13 protein-coding genes and 1 riboswitch are annotated in these 16,337 nt (G+C 62.0%); of the genes, 9 read left to right on the forward strand and 4 right to left on the reverse strand.

The window, feature by feature from the left end:
* Positions 1 to 7 precede the first annotated feature (7 nt).
* Entirely contained in the window at positions 8 to 1,018 is a 1,011-nt protein-coding gene (locus ABIB44_RS00200; protein WP_354582600.1) for an acyltransferase family protein, read from the reverse strand.
* Positions 1,019 to 1,033: 15 nt separating this feature from the next.
* The gene (locus tag ABIB44_RS00205; protein ID WP_354582601.1) at positions 1,034 to 1,201 is read right to left on the reverse strand and encodes a hypothetical protein; all 168 of its coding nucleotides are present in this window, start codon (positions 1,199 to 1,201) and stop codon (positions 1,034 to 1,036) included.
* Positions 1,202 to 1,377: 176 nt separating this feature from the next.
* On the opposite strand from ABIB44_RS00205, the gene ABIB44_RS00210 reads away from it, so the two are divergent.
* Positions 1,378 to 3,342, forward strand: coding sequence for a TonB-dependent receptor plug domain-containing protein (locus tag ABIB44_RS00210; protein ID WP_354582602.1), 1,965 nt, complete (start codon positions 1,378 to 1,380; stop codon positions 3,340 to 3,342).
* A gap of 83 nt (positions 3,343 to 3,425) precedes the next feature.
* Here ABIB44_RS00210 and ABIB44_RS00215 read toward each other — a convergent pair whose 3' ends face one another.
* The gene (locus tag ABIB44_RS00215; protein ID WP_354582603.1) at positions 3,426 to 3,854 is read right to left on the reverse strand and encodes a hypothetical protein; all 429 of its coding nucleotides are present in this window, start codon (positions 3,852 to 3,854) and stop codon (positions 3,426 to 3,428) included.
* A 166-nt stretch (positions 3,855 to 4,020) separates the two neighbouring features.
* Positions 4,021 to 4,113: riboswitch (SAM riboswitch) on the forward strand.
* Positions 4,114 to 4,566: 453 nt separating this feature from the next.
* On the opposite strand from ABIB44_RS00215, the gene ABIB44_RS00220 reads away from it, so the two are divergent.
* From ABIB44_RS00220 to ABIB44_RS00230, 3 genes are all read left to right on the forward strand, one after another.
* On the forward strand, positions 4,567 to 5,565 hold the full coding sequence (locus ABIB44_RS00220; protein WP_354582604.1) for an ATP-grasp domain-containing protein: 999 nt from the start codon (positions 4,567 to 4,569) through the stop codon (positions 5,563 to 5,565).
* 136 nt (positions 5,566 to 5,701) lie between these two features.
* On the forward strand, positions 5,702 to 6,721 hold the full coding sequence (locus ABIB44_RS00225) for an LLM class flavin-dependent oxidoreductase (RefSeq protein WP_354582605.1): 1,020 nt from the start codon (positions 5,702 to 5,704) through the stop codon (positions 6,719 to 6,721).
* 151 nt (positions 6,722 to 6,872) lie between these two features.
* A complete protein-coding gene (locus tag ABIB44_RS00230) occupies positions 6,873 to 8,327 on the forward strand; it encodes an amino acid permease (protein WP_354582606.1) in 1,455 nt (484 codons plus the stop codon).
* Between the two features lie 122 nt (positions 8,328 to 8,449).
* Here ABIB44_RS00230 and ABIB44_RS00235 read toward each other — a convergent pair whose 3' ends face one another.
* A complete protein-coding gene (locus tag ABIB44_RS00235) occupies positions 8,450 to 8,914 on the reverse strand; it encodes a hypothetical protein (protein WP_354582607.1) in 465 nt (154 codons plus the stop codon).
* Between the two features lie 256 nt (positions 8,915 to 9,170).
* Between ABIB44_RS00235 and ABIB44_RS00240 the strand changes: the two genes are divergently transcribed.
* The 5 genes from ABIB44_RS00240 to ABIB44_RS00260 all read left to right on the forward strand — a co-directional run bounded on the left by ABIB44_RS00240 (position 9,171) and on the right by ABIB44_RS00260 (position 16,302).
* Positions 9,171 to 9,317: a hypothetical protein gene (locus tag ABIB44_RS00240; RefSeq protein WP_354582608.1), complete on the forward strand. Its 147-nt coding sequence runs from the start codon at positions 9,171 to 9,173 to the stop codon at positions 9,315 to 9,317.
* 303 nt (positions 9,318 to 9,620) lie between these two features.
* Positions 9,621 to 10,343: a GAF domain-containing protein gene (locus ABIB44_RS00245; protein ID WP_354582609.1), complete on the forward strand. Its 723-nt coding sequence runs from the start codon at positions 9,621 to 9,623 to the stop codon at positions 10,341 to 10,343.
* 206 nt (positions 10,344 to 10,549) lie between these two features.
* Complete coding sequence (locus tag ABIB44_RS00250; RefSeq protein ID WP_354582610.1) at positions 10,550 to 11,080, forward strand: GNAT family N-acetyltransferase; 531 nt, start codon at positions 10,550 to 10,552, stop codon at positions 11,078 to 11,080.
* A gap of 261 nt (positions 11,081 to 11,341) precedes the next feature.
* On the forward strand, positions 11,342 to 13,918 hold the full coding sequence (locus ABIB44_RS00255) for a type IA DNA topoisomerase (RefSeq protein WP_354582611.1): 2,577 nt from the start codon (positions 11,342 to 11,344) through the stop codon (positions 13,916 to 13,918).
* 200 nt (positions 13,919 to 14,118) lie between these two features.
* Positions 14,119 to 16,302 carry a TonB-dependent receptor family protein gene (locus ABIB44_RS00260; protein WP_354582612.1) on the forward strand — a complete coding sequence of 728 codons (2,184 nt, stop codon included), beginning with the start codon at positions 14,119 to 14,121 and terminating at the stop codon, positions 16,300 to 16,302.
* Positions 16,303 to 16,337 lie beyond the last annotated feature (35 nt).

Consider the following 16,337-nt stretch of genomic DNA (forward strand, 5'->3'; position numbering starts at 1 on the left):
TGTTTAGTCAACGCTCGGAGCGTACGCGGCTACGGGATGCGGCCGCCCACGGCGCAGCAGGAGCCGACGCAGTGGCTCTTCCACCCAGTAATGGCAACCCAGCGACAGCCCAACGACTGCCAGAAACTGCCAAATCATGGAGCTGCCCTCGAAGCGCGAGCTGTGCCACCAGATGCTGAAAACCCCAATGTGGAGCAGGTAAAACGCGTAAGAGCTGCGCCCCAGCACGCCCAAAAGGCGCGTACTCAGGAAAGCGCGCAGCCAGCTGTGCTCGGCCAGCTGTGCTCGGCCAGCTGTGCTCGGCCAGCAGGCCAGCCAACAGCACAACGGCCCCGGCCGGAAACAGCAGCAAGTGAACCGCGATGGCGGCTGGGTCGAGCAGCCCGTCGTAGAAGGTAGAGGGCGATTCTAGTTTCACCAGCAGCCCGATGGCTAGCCCCATGAGCAGCCCGCCCGCCACCGTGCGCCACGGCCAGCGGGGGGCAGTAGCAGCCGGCCGGCCGGCCCACCAGCGCGCTAGTCCTACGCCGATAACGAACTCCAGCACGCGCCCGAAAAACGTGTAGTTGATGAGATGATAATAGGAGCCAAAGAAGCCGTGCAACGCCGGGTGCCCCGTGCACAGATAGGTCAGTAGCAGGCCGCTGCCCATCACCACGGCCACAAAGCTTGCTGCTCCGCGGCTACCGTACCTGGCCCAGGCCCCCAGCAGCAGCGGCGCAGCCAGGTAAAAGCAGCCCTCGACCGTGAGCGACCAGCCCTGCGGAATTCCTACGTACTTAAGGGTACTCGACAAGCCCCGCAACAAGCTTTGGCTCAATAGCACCAGCGCGAGCGTATGCCTGCCCTGCCCGGGCGGAAACTGCCCGTAGTGCATGAACAGCAGCAGCCCGTGTAGCAGCAGATAGAGCGGGAAAATCCGGACAAAGCGCCGCCAGAGGTATTTTCGCCACCACATTGGATGTGAACTGAACGCGGCCTTGGTAGCGCGTGGCAATAACAAAGCCGCTGAGCACAAAAAACAGGCTGACTCCTACGTAAAACTGGCTGGCAGTACTGCCCAGCCACGGTGCCACGGTGGCATGGCGGGGGAGCGGGCGTGCAGCACGAAAACCAGGTAGGCCGCCAGGGCGCGCACGCCAGTGAGGGCCGGGTAATAGGGGCGCGCCAGAAGTAGCGCTTCCCGATAAGGAGAGGACATAATGAGACAAAATTACGGCCCTTCGCTGCATCCGCGGGTAAGTTGAATCGGTACGAGGCAGGATGACTGCCGGCTGCCGGCTGCCGCTCTTTTCTATTCGGCGAGCTGGTTGGTATTGTGGGCGGGGCCTGGGATGCCGGTGGCGTAAGTTTGCACCCGAATCAACTCACCAATGAATGCGACTTACGCGCTACACTACCCCGCTTTTTTGCACGCTTTTCACGGCTAACGCTTTCGCCCAGAGCGCCCCGGCCGACAGTGCCCGCGCTTTGAACGAAGTGACCGTGTACGGCACCCGGCTCGCCCAGGTGGCCGGCCAGACCGGCCGCTACGTGACCGTGGTACCCGGCCGTGCCCTCAGCCAGTACCCCGTAGCCTCGCTCGACGACCTGCTGCGGCTGCTGCCCGCCATCGAAATGCAGAGCCGGGGCAATTTCGGTACGCAGGCCGATATCACCCTGCGCGGCTCCACGTTCAACCAGGTGCTTATCCTGCTCGACGGCATGCGGCTGAACGACCCGCTCACGGGCCACTTCGCCGGCTACCTGCCCATCACCCCGGCCGAGATTGAGCAGATTGAAGTGGTTCGCGGCCCCGGCGCGGCCCTCTACGGCCCCGATGCCGTGGGCGGCTTCGTCAACATCGTCACCAAAACCTTCGCCGCCACCCACCGGCCCGATGGCGTGGAAATCGGCGGCACGTTCATGGCCGGCGAGTACGACCTGAAAACCACCAACGCCGGCTTCTACGGCCAGGATAAGGGCCTGCGCCTGGCCGGCGGCATCCTCAACAACACGGCCAGCGGCCAGCTGCTGAACCTGCCCGGCGGGGGGCGCAACGACTTCAAGCTGAATACCTACTCGCTCTCGGGCGCGTACCAAATCAGCCCCAAACTCAGCGCCGCCGCCCGCGCCAGCTTCGACCGGCGCGACTACAACGCCCAGAACTTCTACACCACCAACGCCGGCGACCGCGCCCGCGAAACCACTTCGCGCGACTGGTACCAAGGCCAATTACGCTACGACTGGAACACCCGCGCCCGCACCGAGTTGCAGCTGGTGGGCACGTCCAGCACCGACTATTATCTCTACACCCCCACCTCGGTCGCCAGCGACCACCTCATGCACTACCTCAACCTGCAGGGCCAGCACCAGCTGCGCCTCTCGGATAAGGTGCAATTGACCCTCGGTGGCCAGGCCGACCGCCGGAGCGTGCGTAGCAACGACCGTGGCAACCACGCCGTGTGGCACCAGGGCGCATTCGCCGTGGCCGGCCTCACGCCCCGCGCCGGCCTGAACCTGACCGCCGCCCTGCGCCTCGACCACGACCAGGCCTATGGTACCGAAGTGCTGCCCCAGCTCACGGCCAGCCAGCAGGTGGGCGACAAGCTGACGGTGCGCGCTGCCGTGGGCCGGGCCATTCGGGCGGCCAACTTTACCGAGCAGTACAATTCGGCCATCCGGCCCGGCACGGTGCCCAATGGCTTCAACGTAGGCAATCCGGGCCTAGAAGCCGAGCGCACCTGGAGCTACGAAGGTGGCCTCGACTACGTGCTCTGCCCGGCCCTGACGCTGCGCGGTACCTATTTCAACCGCTACGGCCGCAACCTGATTGACTACGTGGCCACGCCCGGCAGCACCGTGCAGGCCGGCACCGGCTTCACCAACCTGAACCCGGCCAGCACCTACCGCTTCGCCCAGAACCTGTTTGCCGTGAGCACGCAGGGCCTCGAATTCGAAGCTACTACGCGTGCGCAGTTAACCACCGGCCTGCGCCTCGACGGCAGCCTGGGCTACACCTACACCCACCTGAACGTGGACGGCAATATCACGTCGCAGTACTTGAGCAACGTGGCCCGGCAACTGGTGAGCGGCAACCTGAGCCTGGTGCATCGCCGCTTCACCGCCAGCCTGGGCGGGGTATATAAGCAGCGTGCCGGCCTGCCCCCGGTAGGTGACTTCACCCTCTCAACCGATTACGTGGTCATCAACGGCCGCCTCGACGTGGCCCTGCTGCCCGAGCGTCTGTGGGTGGTGGGCCAGGCCCAGAACCTGTTCAATGCCCACTATTCGGACCTGCTGGGCGCTCAGATGCCCGGCCGCTGGCTAATGGCCGGCGTGCGCCTGGCTCTGCGGCGGTAGGACATTCAGACTGCCAGAACGCCCTAACACAGGAACGTCATGCTGAGCTATGCTCGGCATGACGTTCTTTTTTTTGGCTGCTGCTAACCAATTGCCGCCTTCAGCCATTTCTTGGCTTCTTTTAGCGTGCGGTGCTGGGAAGTTGCGATTTCGTAGTTGTTGGCTTCAGCCACGTTGTGGGTATAGTTCTGCACTGAAATCTGGCCGAACACCGTTTCGGGTACTACGAAGCTGACGTGGTGAATGCCGGCGCGCTGGGCGCGAATGTTCCAGTCGGTGCGCATCCATTCCTGGTCGGTGGGTTTCACGGCCTGTACCTGGCGGGTATCGGCGAGCCAGCCCAGGGGCTTGGTGCGGGCGGCTTCGGTTTCGTAGAGTTCCAGGCCGCGGTTCATCAGGAAGCGGAACTGCTCGCTGTTGGCAAAGCCACTCCAGGAGATGATAAAACAGGGCACCTCGGGGGCAAAAAGCAGGCTGCCGTAAGGCTCGGCGTGTACAACGGTATCAGACATGAATAAGTGGTATTCGGACAATTGCTGCAAGGCGAAAAGTACGCACCAGCCAAACGCCTCCTCCATACGCGGGCCAGGGTGGTGAAGTTGCTCGGAGAAGTTGGTGTGGCGGGAGTGGAAATTGCGGACTACCTTTGTGCCATCAATTCTTTCTCCTGAAGGATTGTTTTTATACAGAGGCGCTGAGAGACAGGCTCAACGAAGCGCCGGCAACCATCCGCAATTGCGGGCAAGGTGCCAATTCCTGCACATATAAAAACAAGTTGCCGTGGAAACTGCCAACAACTCCCCCTTGCAATCACTCACCCTCGTTACCCGGCCCGCTGCGATGCGGGTGGCCGGGCTGGGCTGTTGTTGCTGTTGTTGTCTGGCTTAGCCTTCCCCGAGTCGATGTTCGCGGGTAGGTAGGCAGGAAAGGCCGATGGCTTTCGCACGTCCGGCTTCGCATGCCTGCTGGTGGCGTTCGTAAGTTCTTTTTCAGGGTATAGCTCGGTTGCGGCACGGCGTGTTTTCGCCCGTTGGAGTCCACTTTGCTAGCACTGTGCCTGGCCTGCGCCTCCGGTGTTTACCCTGAATTTCGGACTGCTGAATTCGCCCGAGAACTGCTAGCTCAATCCCTCATTTTTTTGGTTTTTCATGCTTTGGCGAGCGCTGCTATTTGGCGAATGCCAAAGGCGCATCCTGCTACTAACTCAATTAACTTTTCTGTTTTATGTCACTCCCTCAAAAGCCCATTGGCATTTATTTCGAGCACCCCGAATGGTTCAAGCCGCTGTTTGCGGAGCTGGAGCGCCGGGGCCTGCCCTACGAAAAAATTGATGCCGCGCATCACCTCTTCAACCCCGCCGAGAAGGAGAGCGGCTACAGTCTGGTCGTGAACCGCATGAGTTCTTCGGCTTACCTGCGGGGCCACGGGCAGGGTATTTTCCACACGGCCGGCTACGCCACGCACCTCGAGCGCATCGGCACGCGCATCATCAACGGCTCGGCGGCCACGGCCATTGAAACCAACAAGGCCCGGCAGCTTTCGCTATTCGAGTCGCTGGGGCTGAAGTACCCAAAGTCGCTGGTGATAAACCATGCCTCGCGGGCCGTGGATGCGGCCCGGCAGCTACGCTTTCCCATCGTGGTGAAGGTGAACATCGGGGGCAGCGGCGCGGGCATTATCCGCTTCGACACCCTGGAAGGCCTGCAGGCGGCCGTCGAGAACAACCAGATTGACCTCGGCATCGACCAAACCGCGCTGGTGCAGGAATACGTGACACCTCGCGGCGGCAATATCCATCGGGTGGAGATGCTGGACGGCAAGTTTCTCTACGCCATGAAGGTGTTCACGACCGGCGAGAGCTTCAACCTGTGCCCGGCCGAAATCTGCCAGATTCCGGAGGAGCAGTCGGCCGAATTCTGCCTGACGGAAGCCCCCAAGAAAGGCATTCAGGTGGAAGCCTTCACGCCGCCGGCCGAGGTAATTGCGGCCGTGGAGCGCATTGTGGCCGCCGCCAAAATTAACGTGGGCGGCATCGAATACCTCATCGACGACCGCACCGGCGACGTGCTCTATTACGACATCAACGCCCTGTCCAACTTCGTGGCCGACGCCGTGAACGTAGTCGGTTTCGACCCTTACGCGCGTTTTGTTGACTACCTCGAAACGCAGCTGCCGGCCGTGTCGGCAGCGGCTCCCGTAGCCGCTGAATTGGCCACGGCATAAACCATCTCACTAACAAATGAACGTCATGCTGAGCTTGTCGAAGCATCTCTACCGCTTCGTTATGGCAGCATTGATTACTACTGCGGTAGAGATGCTTCGGCTAGCTCAGCATGACGTTCTGTTAATTAAAAAAGCCATGAAATTTGGATATTGGATGCCCGTATTTGGGGGCTGGCTGCGCAACGTGGAAGACGAGCACATGCCCACCGACTGGAGCTACGTGAAGAAACTGGCGCAGCGCAGCGAAGCCCTGGGCTACGACCTCACGCTGATTGCGGAACTGTACCTGAACGACATCAAGGGCACCGAAGCGGCGTCGCTGGAGGCCTGGAGCACGGCCGCTGCTTTGGCTGCCGTGACGGAGCAGCTGGAAATTATGGTGGCCGTGCGGCCCACGTTTCACAACCCCGCGCTGCTGGCCAAGCAGGCCGCCAACATTGATTTGATTGCCCCCGGGCGCTTGTCGCTGAACGTGGTGTCGAGCTGGTGGAAGGATGAGGCCACCAAGTACGGCCTGCACTTCGAGCAGCACGACGACCGGTACGCCCGCACCCGCGAGTGGCTCGACGTGGTGACCAACGTGTGGAAGCAGGACCATTTCAGCTACGATGGCAAGTACTACCAGGTGGCCGACAATGTGCTGCAGCCCAAGCCCGCCAAAGCCCCGTTCCTGTACGCGGGCGGCGAGTCGGAAGCGGCCAAAGACCTGATTTCGACCCAGTGCGACGGCTACGTGATGCACGGCGACTCGCCGGCGCAAATTGGGGCCCGCATTGCCGACATGCGCCGCCGCCGCGAGCAGAAAGGCCTGCCCCCGATGAAGTTTGGCGTGGCCGGCTACACAATTGTGCGCGACAACGAGCAGGACGTTAAAAAGGAGCTGGACCGTATTACCAATGTGAAAGCCTCGTCGGCCGGCTATGGCAACTACCAGCAGTGGCTGGCCGGCACGCAGCTCGAGCAGCAGGTGTCGCTGCAGGACTACTCGGTGTCAAACCGGGGCCTGCGCACCGGCCTCACCGGCACCCCGGCGCAGCTGCAGGACCGGATTGGTGAGTTCGAGAACGTGGGCGTTGATTTTTTCCTGCTGCAGGCCAGTCCGCAGCTGGAGGAAATGGAGCGCTTTTCGGAAGCCGTTATTCAGGTGCTGGCGTAGGTGCACGTCTTTCAGTAACCGTCATGCTGAGCGCAGCCGAAGCATCTCTACCGCAATAGTAAATGAATTACTTACGTGGTAGAGATGCTTCGGCTACGCTCAGCATGACGTTCTTTTTTGTTTGCACCACTGGTGCGTCCTCAACATTTTCATGCTTAAAAAATCATTAGAGCTGCTTCGAGCGGAAGCAGCTGAAACCGGGGCCAATACCCTCAAACGCAGCCTGAATGGCGTGAGCCTGATTGCCATCGGTATCGGGGTTATTATTGGAGCGGGTCTTTTTTCGCTCACCGGCATCGCGGCGGCGAACAACGCGGGGCCGGCGGTTACGCTTTCGTTCATTGTGGCGGCCGTGGGCTGCGCTTTCTCGGCGCTGTGCTACGCCGAGTTTGCGGCGCTGGTACCCGTGTCGGGTTCGGCCTACACCTATTCGTATGCCACGATGGGCGAATTGTTCGCCTGGATTATTGGCTGGGATTTGGTGCTTGAGTACTCGGTGGGGGCGGCTACGGTGGCCATCAGCTGGTCGCAGTACCTCATCAAATTCCTCAGTAAGTACGGGCTGCACATTCCGGCGCGGCTGGTGATGTCGCCGTTCGAGTCGGCCACGCTGGCCGATGGCAGCACCGTGAGCGGCTATGTAAACGTGCCGGCCATGCTCATCGTGCTGGCCATTACGGCCATCGTTACGCGGGGTACCAAGGGCTCGGCCTGGTTCAATGCGCTGGTGGTGGCCCTGAAGGTGGCCGTGGTGCTGGTGTTCATCGCGCTGGGCTGGAAGTACATCGACCCGGCCAATTACCAGCCCTACATCCCGGCCAATACCGGTAAGTTTGGCGAGTTCGGCCTGAGCGGAATTCTGCGCGGAGCGGGCGTCATTTTCTTCGTCTTCATCGGTTTCGATATCGTGGCCACCATGGCGCAGGAAACCAAGAATCCGCAGCGCAACATGCCCATTGGCATCCTGGGCTCGCTGGCGGTGTGCACGGTGCTGTTCGTGCTGTTCGGCCATGTACTCACCGGCCTGGCCAACTACACCGAGTTCAAGAACAGCGCCGCCCCGGTGGCCATTGCCATTGAGAAAACGCCCTACGCCTGGCTGTCGTCGGCCGTGATTATGGCCATTCTCATCGGCTACACGTCGGTTATTCTGGTCGATTTGCTGGGGCAGTCGCGGGTGTTTTTCTCCATGTCGAAGGATGGGCTGCTGCCGCCGGTATTCTCCCGGCTGCACCCGAAGTTCAATACGCCGTCGCAGTCCACGCTGCTGCTGGGGTGCTTTATCGCGCTGTTTGCGGGCTTCGTGCCCATTGCGGTCGTGGGCGAGATGACGAGCATCGGTACGCTGCTGGCCTTCGTGATGGTGTGCCTGGGCGTGATGATTATGCGCAAAACCAACCCCGATGCGCCGCGCTCGTTCCGCACGCCGTGGGTGCCGGTGGTGCCTATTCTGGGCATTGTGGTGTGCGTGGTGATGATGGCCTCGCTGCCCTGGGAAACGTGGCTGCGCCTCATCGTGTGGCTGGCCATCGGCATGGTTATCTACTTCGGCTACGGCAAAAAGCACAGCAAGCTGCGCCTGGCTTCAGAGAATAGTCAAGAGTGAGAAGGGCCATACAAGTCCGTTATGCCGAGCGCCGCCGAGGCATCTTGCGTGCTGTAGTAAACTCAGTCGATTGAATTACTGCCACACGCGAGAGGCCTCGGCGGCGCTCGGCCTGGCGTTCTTTAGTGCGTAGTGAGCCCGTTGGCGTCCAGCTCGTCGTCATCCCGCACCCGGCCGAGGTCGCCTTCGAGGTCAAGCTCGCCTGCTCCGATGGCGGTGGCCGGGGTGAGGGGGCGCTGCTTGTACACGTCGATGGCCCCGTTGCGGTCCAGGAGTTCGCGGGCACTTTCGGCTTCGGCGGGGGTGGTGGTGGCTACTGTCACCACAGCGTGGTCGGGACCCGTAGCAGAAATGTGGGCCTCGGCATCGTCGAGCGGCTTGCCGCTAAAAATATCCTTGAAAAACCGTGCGAGGCCGTCCTGAAAGGAGTCTTCGGGGGTTTCGGTGCCGGGCAGGTGCTGGGCCCGCAGGGTTTCGCGGGTGGCCAGCTGCACGGCGGACTCGGCAAAGCCGGCCGCCCGTAGCTGCGCGGTAGCAAACTCGGCTTCGGAAGGACTGGTGAATAAGCCGACAACGGTGCGGACCATAACAAGGGGAGGGAAGGTGTCCCGATTCTACGGCTGCTCTGGCCGGCGGTTGTGCTGGGGCCACTTGGGGCATTGCCGAATTAGCTTTTCCTTTTGCCCACCCAGCTATCAACCCCAGCTACCGCATGGCCCACCCCAATAAGCTGCCTGGTTCGAGAATTTCTTCCTCAACACGCGCCTCAACCGCGCCTAGTTTGCCGATATTGCCGCGTCTATTCTGCAGGCATTGTAAGCGGGCAGCACCCCTTTCAAAGCCGTGGCCGAACCCCTCGACCCGGCCCTGAGTGGCCACCGCGCCACCCACGTCGGCCAGCTCTCGGGTACGGCCCGGGGCGGCTTCCCCTGCTGGCGCGCGTCTGCGCCGCGCTGCCAGTTGGCTTCGAGCCTGAAGCTCAGGGAATGAGTACACTGCACCCCCCATGCACAAGCCAAGCAACGGGCACGCTCCCCAACCAGCAATGCGCAGCAGGGGCGCGCCAACCGGATGGCTGTGGGTTTATTGAAATGAAAGGGCTGGAACAGCAAGCCAAGGGCATATCAATGCCTCAGATAAACCGAAGCTGGCTGGCTGCGCGCCGGAATTCCATAGGGCTTAATTAATGCCTTATTGTCTTTTCCCGTCCTCCCTAACTTACCTTTACCCTTCCCCGCCGCGCCAAACTATTGAATAGCCAGTATAGTTGTGCGCTCAGCTTTCCCAAATTTTATGGCCCTGAATCTGTATCCCGACCTCATCCCATCCTACGAGCACGAGCGGATGGCAGCTTTGCAGCCTTACCAGGTGCTGGGCACCCCGGGCCAGGGCGTGTTCAATGAATTCGTGAGCGTGGTGGCCACACTTTTCGACGTGCCCATTGCCCTCGTGAGCCTGGTGCGGGCCGACGACGTGGTGTTCATCGGCAACACGGGCCTGCCCGAAGCCGCCGTCGTGCCCCGCGAAGACAGTATGTGCTCGGTGGCAATACTACACGACGGCCCCACTGTGTTTGATAACATTCCGTCCCAGCCCTGCACCCTCGTCAGCCCCTACATAGCCCAGCAGCAGCACCTGGGTTTCTACGCCGGCCAGGCCCTGCGCGCGCCCGACGGCCAGCCCCTGGGCAGCCTCTGCGTTATCGACCGCAAGCCCCGCCAGCTCAGCCCGGCCGAGGGCCAGCTGCTCACCCAGCTCGGCCTTGTGGCGCAGGATATGCTTACCCTGCAAGCAGTTGCCGCTTCCGACGCGGCCTTCGACCCCGCTCTGCGCGCGCGGCTCGATGGGCTGGTGCAGCAGTCGCTCACCCGCCTGCACACTCTGGCCGAGCTCCGCACCCACGATGTGGACTCCGACGCGACTGATGCCGCCCGCTACACCGCCGCCCGCCTCGACGAGGCCAGCTACCTGGCCCAGTCGTTGCACCGCGAGCTGCTGCGGGTACTGGAGAAGTAGCCTGCGCTTTCGCTCGTGCACGAGCGCAGCGAGTTTAGTCGTTAGCCGGGGTTAAAAGATTGGTGCAGAAGGTAAATGAGTAGCTGTCAAAAATGGCAGTCACCCGATAATAATGGTTCGTTGGTTCGAACGTCAAATTTGGGGTTGTACCCTGCTTACTTTTAGCGCCTGCCTACTCCACGGCAGGTAACTGATAGAACAGGGCCATGGTGAAGCTCGCGCCTTTGCAACCGGAACACGTTGCGCACTTTTACACGTGGGTCCGCGACCCCGAAGTCATCGCGTATTCGCTCTCGGCTTTCCAACGCCTGAAGACCACGGAGCAGATTGACCAGTGGTTTGCGGCCACCTTACAGCAGGCCAACACCCTGAACTTGGGTATCTATTTGGAGGAAACCAACGCCTTAATTGGCTATGCCGGCCTCTCGGGCATTTCCGTAACCAATCAATCGGGCGAATACTTCATCTTTATCGGTGAGAAAGCCTGGTGGGGGCAGGGCGTGGGTACGGCCGTCACGAAGCAAATCGTGCACCTCGCCTTCACCAGCCACCATCTCAATCGGGTTATGCTCACGGTTTCCGAATCAAACACGGGCGGGTTGAAAGCGTATGCGAAAGCGGGCTTTGTTGTGGAAGGGCGTCTACGACAGGCTGCATTTCGGCAAGGCGTGTTTCACGACAAAATCGTGATGGCCGTGTTAAAGGCAGAATGGCAGCCGCAAGGCGTAGCGGTTTAGTAGCCCGCAGCGAGTAAAACTGTTGAACAGCCGATGCCCCCCGTTCCCAGCCGCTGGCACCGCCTCACGGCCCCCGTCCCGGCCCGCTGCGAAGGTGCTTACTTGAGTATCAGGGTGCCCCGGCCGAAGTGTACCGCAACTAGTAGCCCGCCGCAAAGACTGCTTGCTACTAGTCGCGCAAACGACCTTTTTACAGCGTATTTTTGTTGATTCCGCACGCCGTGAACCCCTCGGCGCAGTCCCCAAATCAACCGAGAATCCGTGATAGTTTGCATCGCCGAAAAGCCCAGCGTCGCCCGTGAAATCGCCAACGTGCTGGGGGCCACCCGCCGCATGGACGGCTACATGGAAGGCAACGGCTACCAGGTAACCTGGACCTTCGGCCACTTCTGCCAGCTGAAGGAGCCCGACGACTACCAGCCCGAGTGGAAGCGTTGGAGCCTGCATAACCTGCCCATGATTCCGGAGCAGTTCGGCATCAAGCTCATGCGGCGCGACGACGGCGTGGTGCGGCAGTTCAACACCATCAAAAAGCTGGTTGATGAGGCCACCGAGGTCATCAACTGCGGCGATGCCGGGCAGGAAGGAGAGGTGATTCAGCGCTGGGTGCTGCAGGAGGCCAAGTGCCGCAAGCCCGTGAAGCGGCTCTGGATTTCGTCGCTGACGGAAGAAGCTATTCGCCAGGGCTTTGCCAACCTGCGCGAGGCCAAGGAGTTCGACTCGCTGTACCAGGCCGGCAAAAGCCGCGCCGTGGGCGACTGGCTGCTTGGCCTGAACGCCACGCGCCTCTTCACCCTCAAATACACCACCTACCAGGATAAGCAGCTGCTGAGCATTGGCCGCGTGCAAACGCCTACGCTGGCCCTGTTGGTCGAGCGCTGGCACGAAATCCAGAACTTCCGCTCCGAGCCGTACTGGGTGCTGAAGACCGAATACCGGGGCACCCTCTTCAGCCACATGGCCGCTCCCGACAAGGCCAAAGACGCCGACGCCGCGCCCGACACGAAGTCGCGCCTGCGCGCCCTGGGCTATTTCGTGACCGAGGAAGAAGCCCGCGAAGCCCTGGAAGCCGTGCGCCCCGCCCCGCTGCGCGTGACCGATGTGGAGATTAAGAAAGGCCGCGAATCTCCGCCGCGCCTCTTCGATTTGACTTCGCTGCAGGTGCAATGCAACAACCAGCTCAGTCTCTCGGCCGAGGACACGCTGAAAATCGTGCAGGCCCTGTACGAGAAAAAGGCGGTGAGCTACCCCCGCGTCGATACCACCTTTCTGCCCGACGACCAGTACCCGAAAATCCCCGGCATTCTGCGCGGCATTTCGGGCTACGATGCCCTCACCAAGCCGCTGCTGGCCGCCAAGATTCCAAAAACGCCCAAGGTTTTCAACAACAACAAAGTCACCGACCACCACGCCATCATTCCGACGGGCGCAGCCGGCCCCGGCGGCGGCATGGAAACCAGCGTGTACGATATCATCACGCGCCGCTTTATCGCCGCCTTCTATCCCGACTGTGAGGTGAGCAACACCACCGTGCTCGCCGAAGCCGCCGAGCGGCCCTTTCGCGTGCGGGGCCGCCAGATTCTGAACCCCGGCTGGCGCGTGGTGTACGGCGACCCTACTCAGCAGGCCGCCCCCAAACCCGCGCCTGCCCCCGGAGCCGCCGCCGTCACGTCCGAAGCGGATGACGACACGGTTGCTACCGTGCTGCCCAACTTTGTGCAGGGCGAGAGCGGCCCCCACGAGCCCCGGTTGGAGAGCAAGATGACCCAGCCCCCTAAGGACTACACTGAGGCCACGCTGCTGCGCGGCATGGAAACCGCCGGCCGCAACATCGACGACGAGGAGCTGCGCCAGGCCATGAAGGAAAACGGCATCGGCCGCCCCAGCACCCGCGCCGCCATCATCGAAACGCTGTTCAAGCGCAACTACATCAAGCGCGAAAAGAAGCGCATCATTCCCACGCCCACGGGTGTGGAATTGATTGGTCTCATTCGTAATCCTACGCTAAAATCAGCGGAGCTCACCGGCCAGTGGGAGCACAAGCTGCGCCAGATTGAGCGGGGCGAGCTGTCATCGGAAGGCTTTTTGGGCGAGCTTTCGGGCCTCGTGAAGGAGATGGTGGCCGAGGTGAAGAACGACGGCCGGGGCCGGATGGTGACTTCAGGCAGCGCCGAGCTGGCCGTGCAGCAGGCCCAGGCGGGCAGTAGCAAAGTGCCCGCCGGCATGACGGGTGCCAACGCCGCGAAAGCAGCTGGCACCGCCACGCTGCCCGGCGCCAACGGCCTGGGCTACTGCCCGGCCTGTAAAACCGGCCACGTGGTGCGCGGCAAAACGGCCTTCGGCTGCGTGCGCTTCCGCGAGGGCTGCTCTTTCCGGCTGCCAGCTGAGGTGCATGGCAAAAAGCTCAGCGACCCGCAGGTGAAAACCCTGCTCGCCAAAGGCCGCACGCCCGTGATGAAAGGTTTCGTGGGAGCCGACGGCCAGAAATTCGACGCCGCTATCGGGCTCGATACCAGCTTCCAGCCCATCCTGCTGCAAGTGGCCGACAGCAAGCCTGGTGCCGCCCCCGATTCGGGCCTGATTCCGTGCCCGGTGTGCAAGCTCGGCACCATGCTCAAGGGCAAGGCGGCCTACGGCTGCTCCCGCTTCCGCGAAGACTGCCAGTTTCGGGTGGCCTTCGAGTGGGGCGGCAAGCAGCTCACCGAAACCCAGCTCAAGCAGCTGCTGCGCAAGGGCGAAACGGGAGTTATCAAAGGGTTTCTTTCGGCCAAAACCGGCAAGAAGTATGACGCCGCCTTAAAAGTGGAAGAAGGGCGCGTGGTGCCGGTATTTGGGTAAAATGTGTGGTTACGACATATCCAAAAAATATTGGCAGGTCATGCTTCGACAAGCGTCCGCTCGTCGAAGCATGACGTGCTCTTGCAGGTCGCTTTTTCCCGGATAAACTCTTATTTAGAATAATTCTTAACAAGCATTGCCCGGTTGGGCGGCTGCCGCTACCTTTGCGGCTGTTTAGAATTAATCCAAATAAGAAGCGCATGCGCACTTTTGCTTTATTGTTGCCGGGCTTGCTCGCCGGCTTCGCCGCGGCGGCCCAGGAAACGCCGGTTTTGAAAACCCAGAAGCTGGACGAGGTACAGGTGCTGGGGCTCAAGTCGAAAAACGGGTTGGGCAATTTGGGCGAAGTGGGCGGCGCGGTGATTTACGCCGGCAAGAAAACCGAGGTGCTGGTGCTCGACTCGCTCGACGCCAACACGGCGCTGAACAACCCACGCCAGATTCTGGGCCGCATTCCGGGCATGAACTTCTCCGAAACCGAGGGCTCGGGCTTTCCGGCCAACGGCATTGGTCTGCGCGGCCTCAACCCGGTGCAGAGCGTGGAAATGAACGTGCGCCAGAACGGCTCCAACATCACGGCCGACCTCTACGGCTACCCCGAAACTTATTACCTGCCCGCCATGGAGGGCGTGGAGCGCATTGAGGTGACGCGCGGAGCGGCATCGCTGCAGTTCGGGCCGCAGTTTGGCGGCACGGTAAACTACGTGATGCGCCGGGGCCCGCAGGATAAAAAATTTGAGCTGGGCCTGCGCCAGACGGGCGGCTCGTTTGGGCTGTTCAACTCGCTGGCCAGCGTGGGCGGGCAGGTGGGCAAGCTGAACTATTACGCCTACGGCCAGTTCCGGCGCGTGGATGGCTGGCGGCCCAACTCGGCCGTGCGCCAGGGCACGGCCTACGCCGGCCTGCGCTACCAGGCCACCGACAAGCTGCAGCTGGGCCTGGAGTACTCGCTGCTGCGCAACCGCCTGCAAATGCCCGGCGGCCTGACCGACGAGCAGTTTAACGCCAACAGCCGCCAAAGCACCCGCGCCCGCAACTGGCTCACCAGCCCCTGGAACGTGCTGACGTTCACGGCCGACTACCAGCTGTCGCCGCGCACCTTGCTCGCCCTGAAAACCTCGGGCAACCTCAGCGGCCGGGCGCTGGTGTGGCGCAACGAGGACGGCGGCGCGGCCGCCCCCGACACCGTGGACCGCGCTACCGGCCAATTTGTGCCCCGCGAGGTGGAGAACGAGCGGTTCCGCAGCCTCACCAACGAGCTGCGGCTGCGCACAGATTATGCGCTTTTCGGGATGGATAACACCCTGGCGGCTGGCGTGCGCTACTTTACCGGCTACATGCACCGGCAGGGCGGCGGGCCGGGCTCGACGGCCTCCAACTACGACCTGAACCTGTACGGCGGGGGCTACGAGTACGATTTCGAGTTCCGCACCCAGAACATCGCGCCCTTCGCCGAAACCATCTTGCGCTTCGGCAACCGGTTCTCCCTCACGCCCGGCGTGCGCTTCGAATACCTGCGCTCGCAGGCCAAGGGCTACAAGGACGTGGACGGCGACGTGCTGACCACCGACGATGCCCGCAGCCGCACGTTTTTGCTGTTCGGGGTGGGCAGCGAGTTTAAGGCCACGGGCAGCACGGCGCTGTACGCCAACATTTCGCAGGCGTACCGGCCCATCGACTACTCGGCGCTGCAGCCCTTCGGCGTTACGTCCGTCATCGACCCTAATCTGAAAGACAGCAACGGCTACAACGCCGACCTGGGCTACCGGGGCACGGTGGGCGAGTGGCTGAATTTCGACGTGGGTGCATTTTTCCTCAAGTACAATCGCCGCATCGGCACCGTGGAAGCCACCGACCCGCGCACCGGCGACAGCTATTCGCTGCGCACCAACGTGGCCGATTCGGAGCACAAGGGCCTGGAAACCTACCTCGAGACCAGCCCGCTGAAGCTGCTGGCCCCCGGCACGCGCCACCGCCTCAGCGCCTTCAACTCGCTGGCCTACGTGGACGCCCGCTACGTGAGCGGCGAATTCGTCGGCAAGCGGGTGGAATATGCGCCCCGCGTGATTGAGCGCGTGGGCCTGACCTACGGCTACGGCCCTTTTTCGGCCACGGGCCAGTTCAGCTACACCGGCGCTTCGTTCGGCGAAGCCAACAACATTGCCGCGCCCGACAACGACAACCCGCTACGGGGCCTCGTGCCCGCCTACCGCGTCTGGGACGTGTCGGCTACCTACCACTTCCCCATTTTCGACCTGAAAGCCGGCGTCAACAACCTCACCGATGCCCGCTACTTCACCCGCCGCACCGACGAGTACCCCGGCCCCGGCATTATTCCCAGCATCGGGCGCAGCTTCTACGCCACGTTGGCGGCTAAGTTTTAAGGCTGGCGCGGTTCCTTTGGCCACCTGCTGCCGGT

This window comes from Hymenobacter sp. UYCo722, from assembly GCF_040547115.1.
Lineage (GTDB): Bacteria > Bacteroidota > Bacteroidia > Cytophagales > Hymenobacteraceae > Hymenobacter.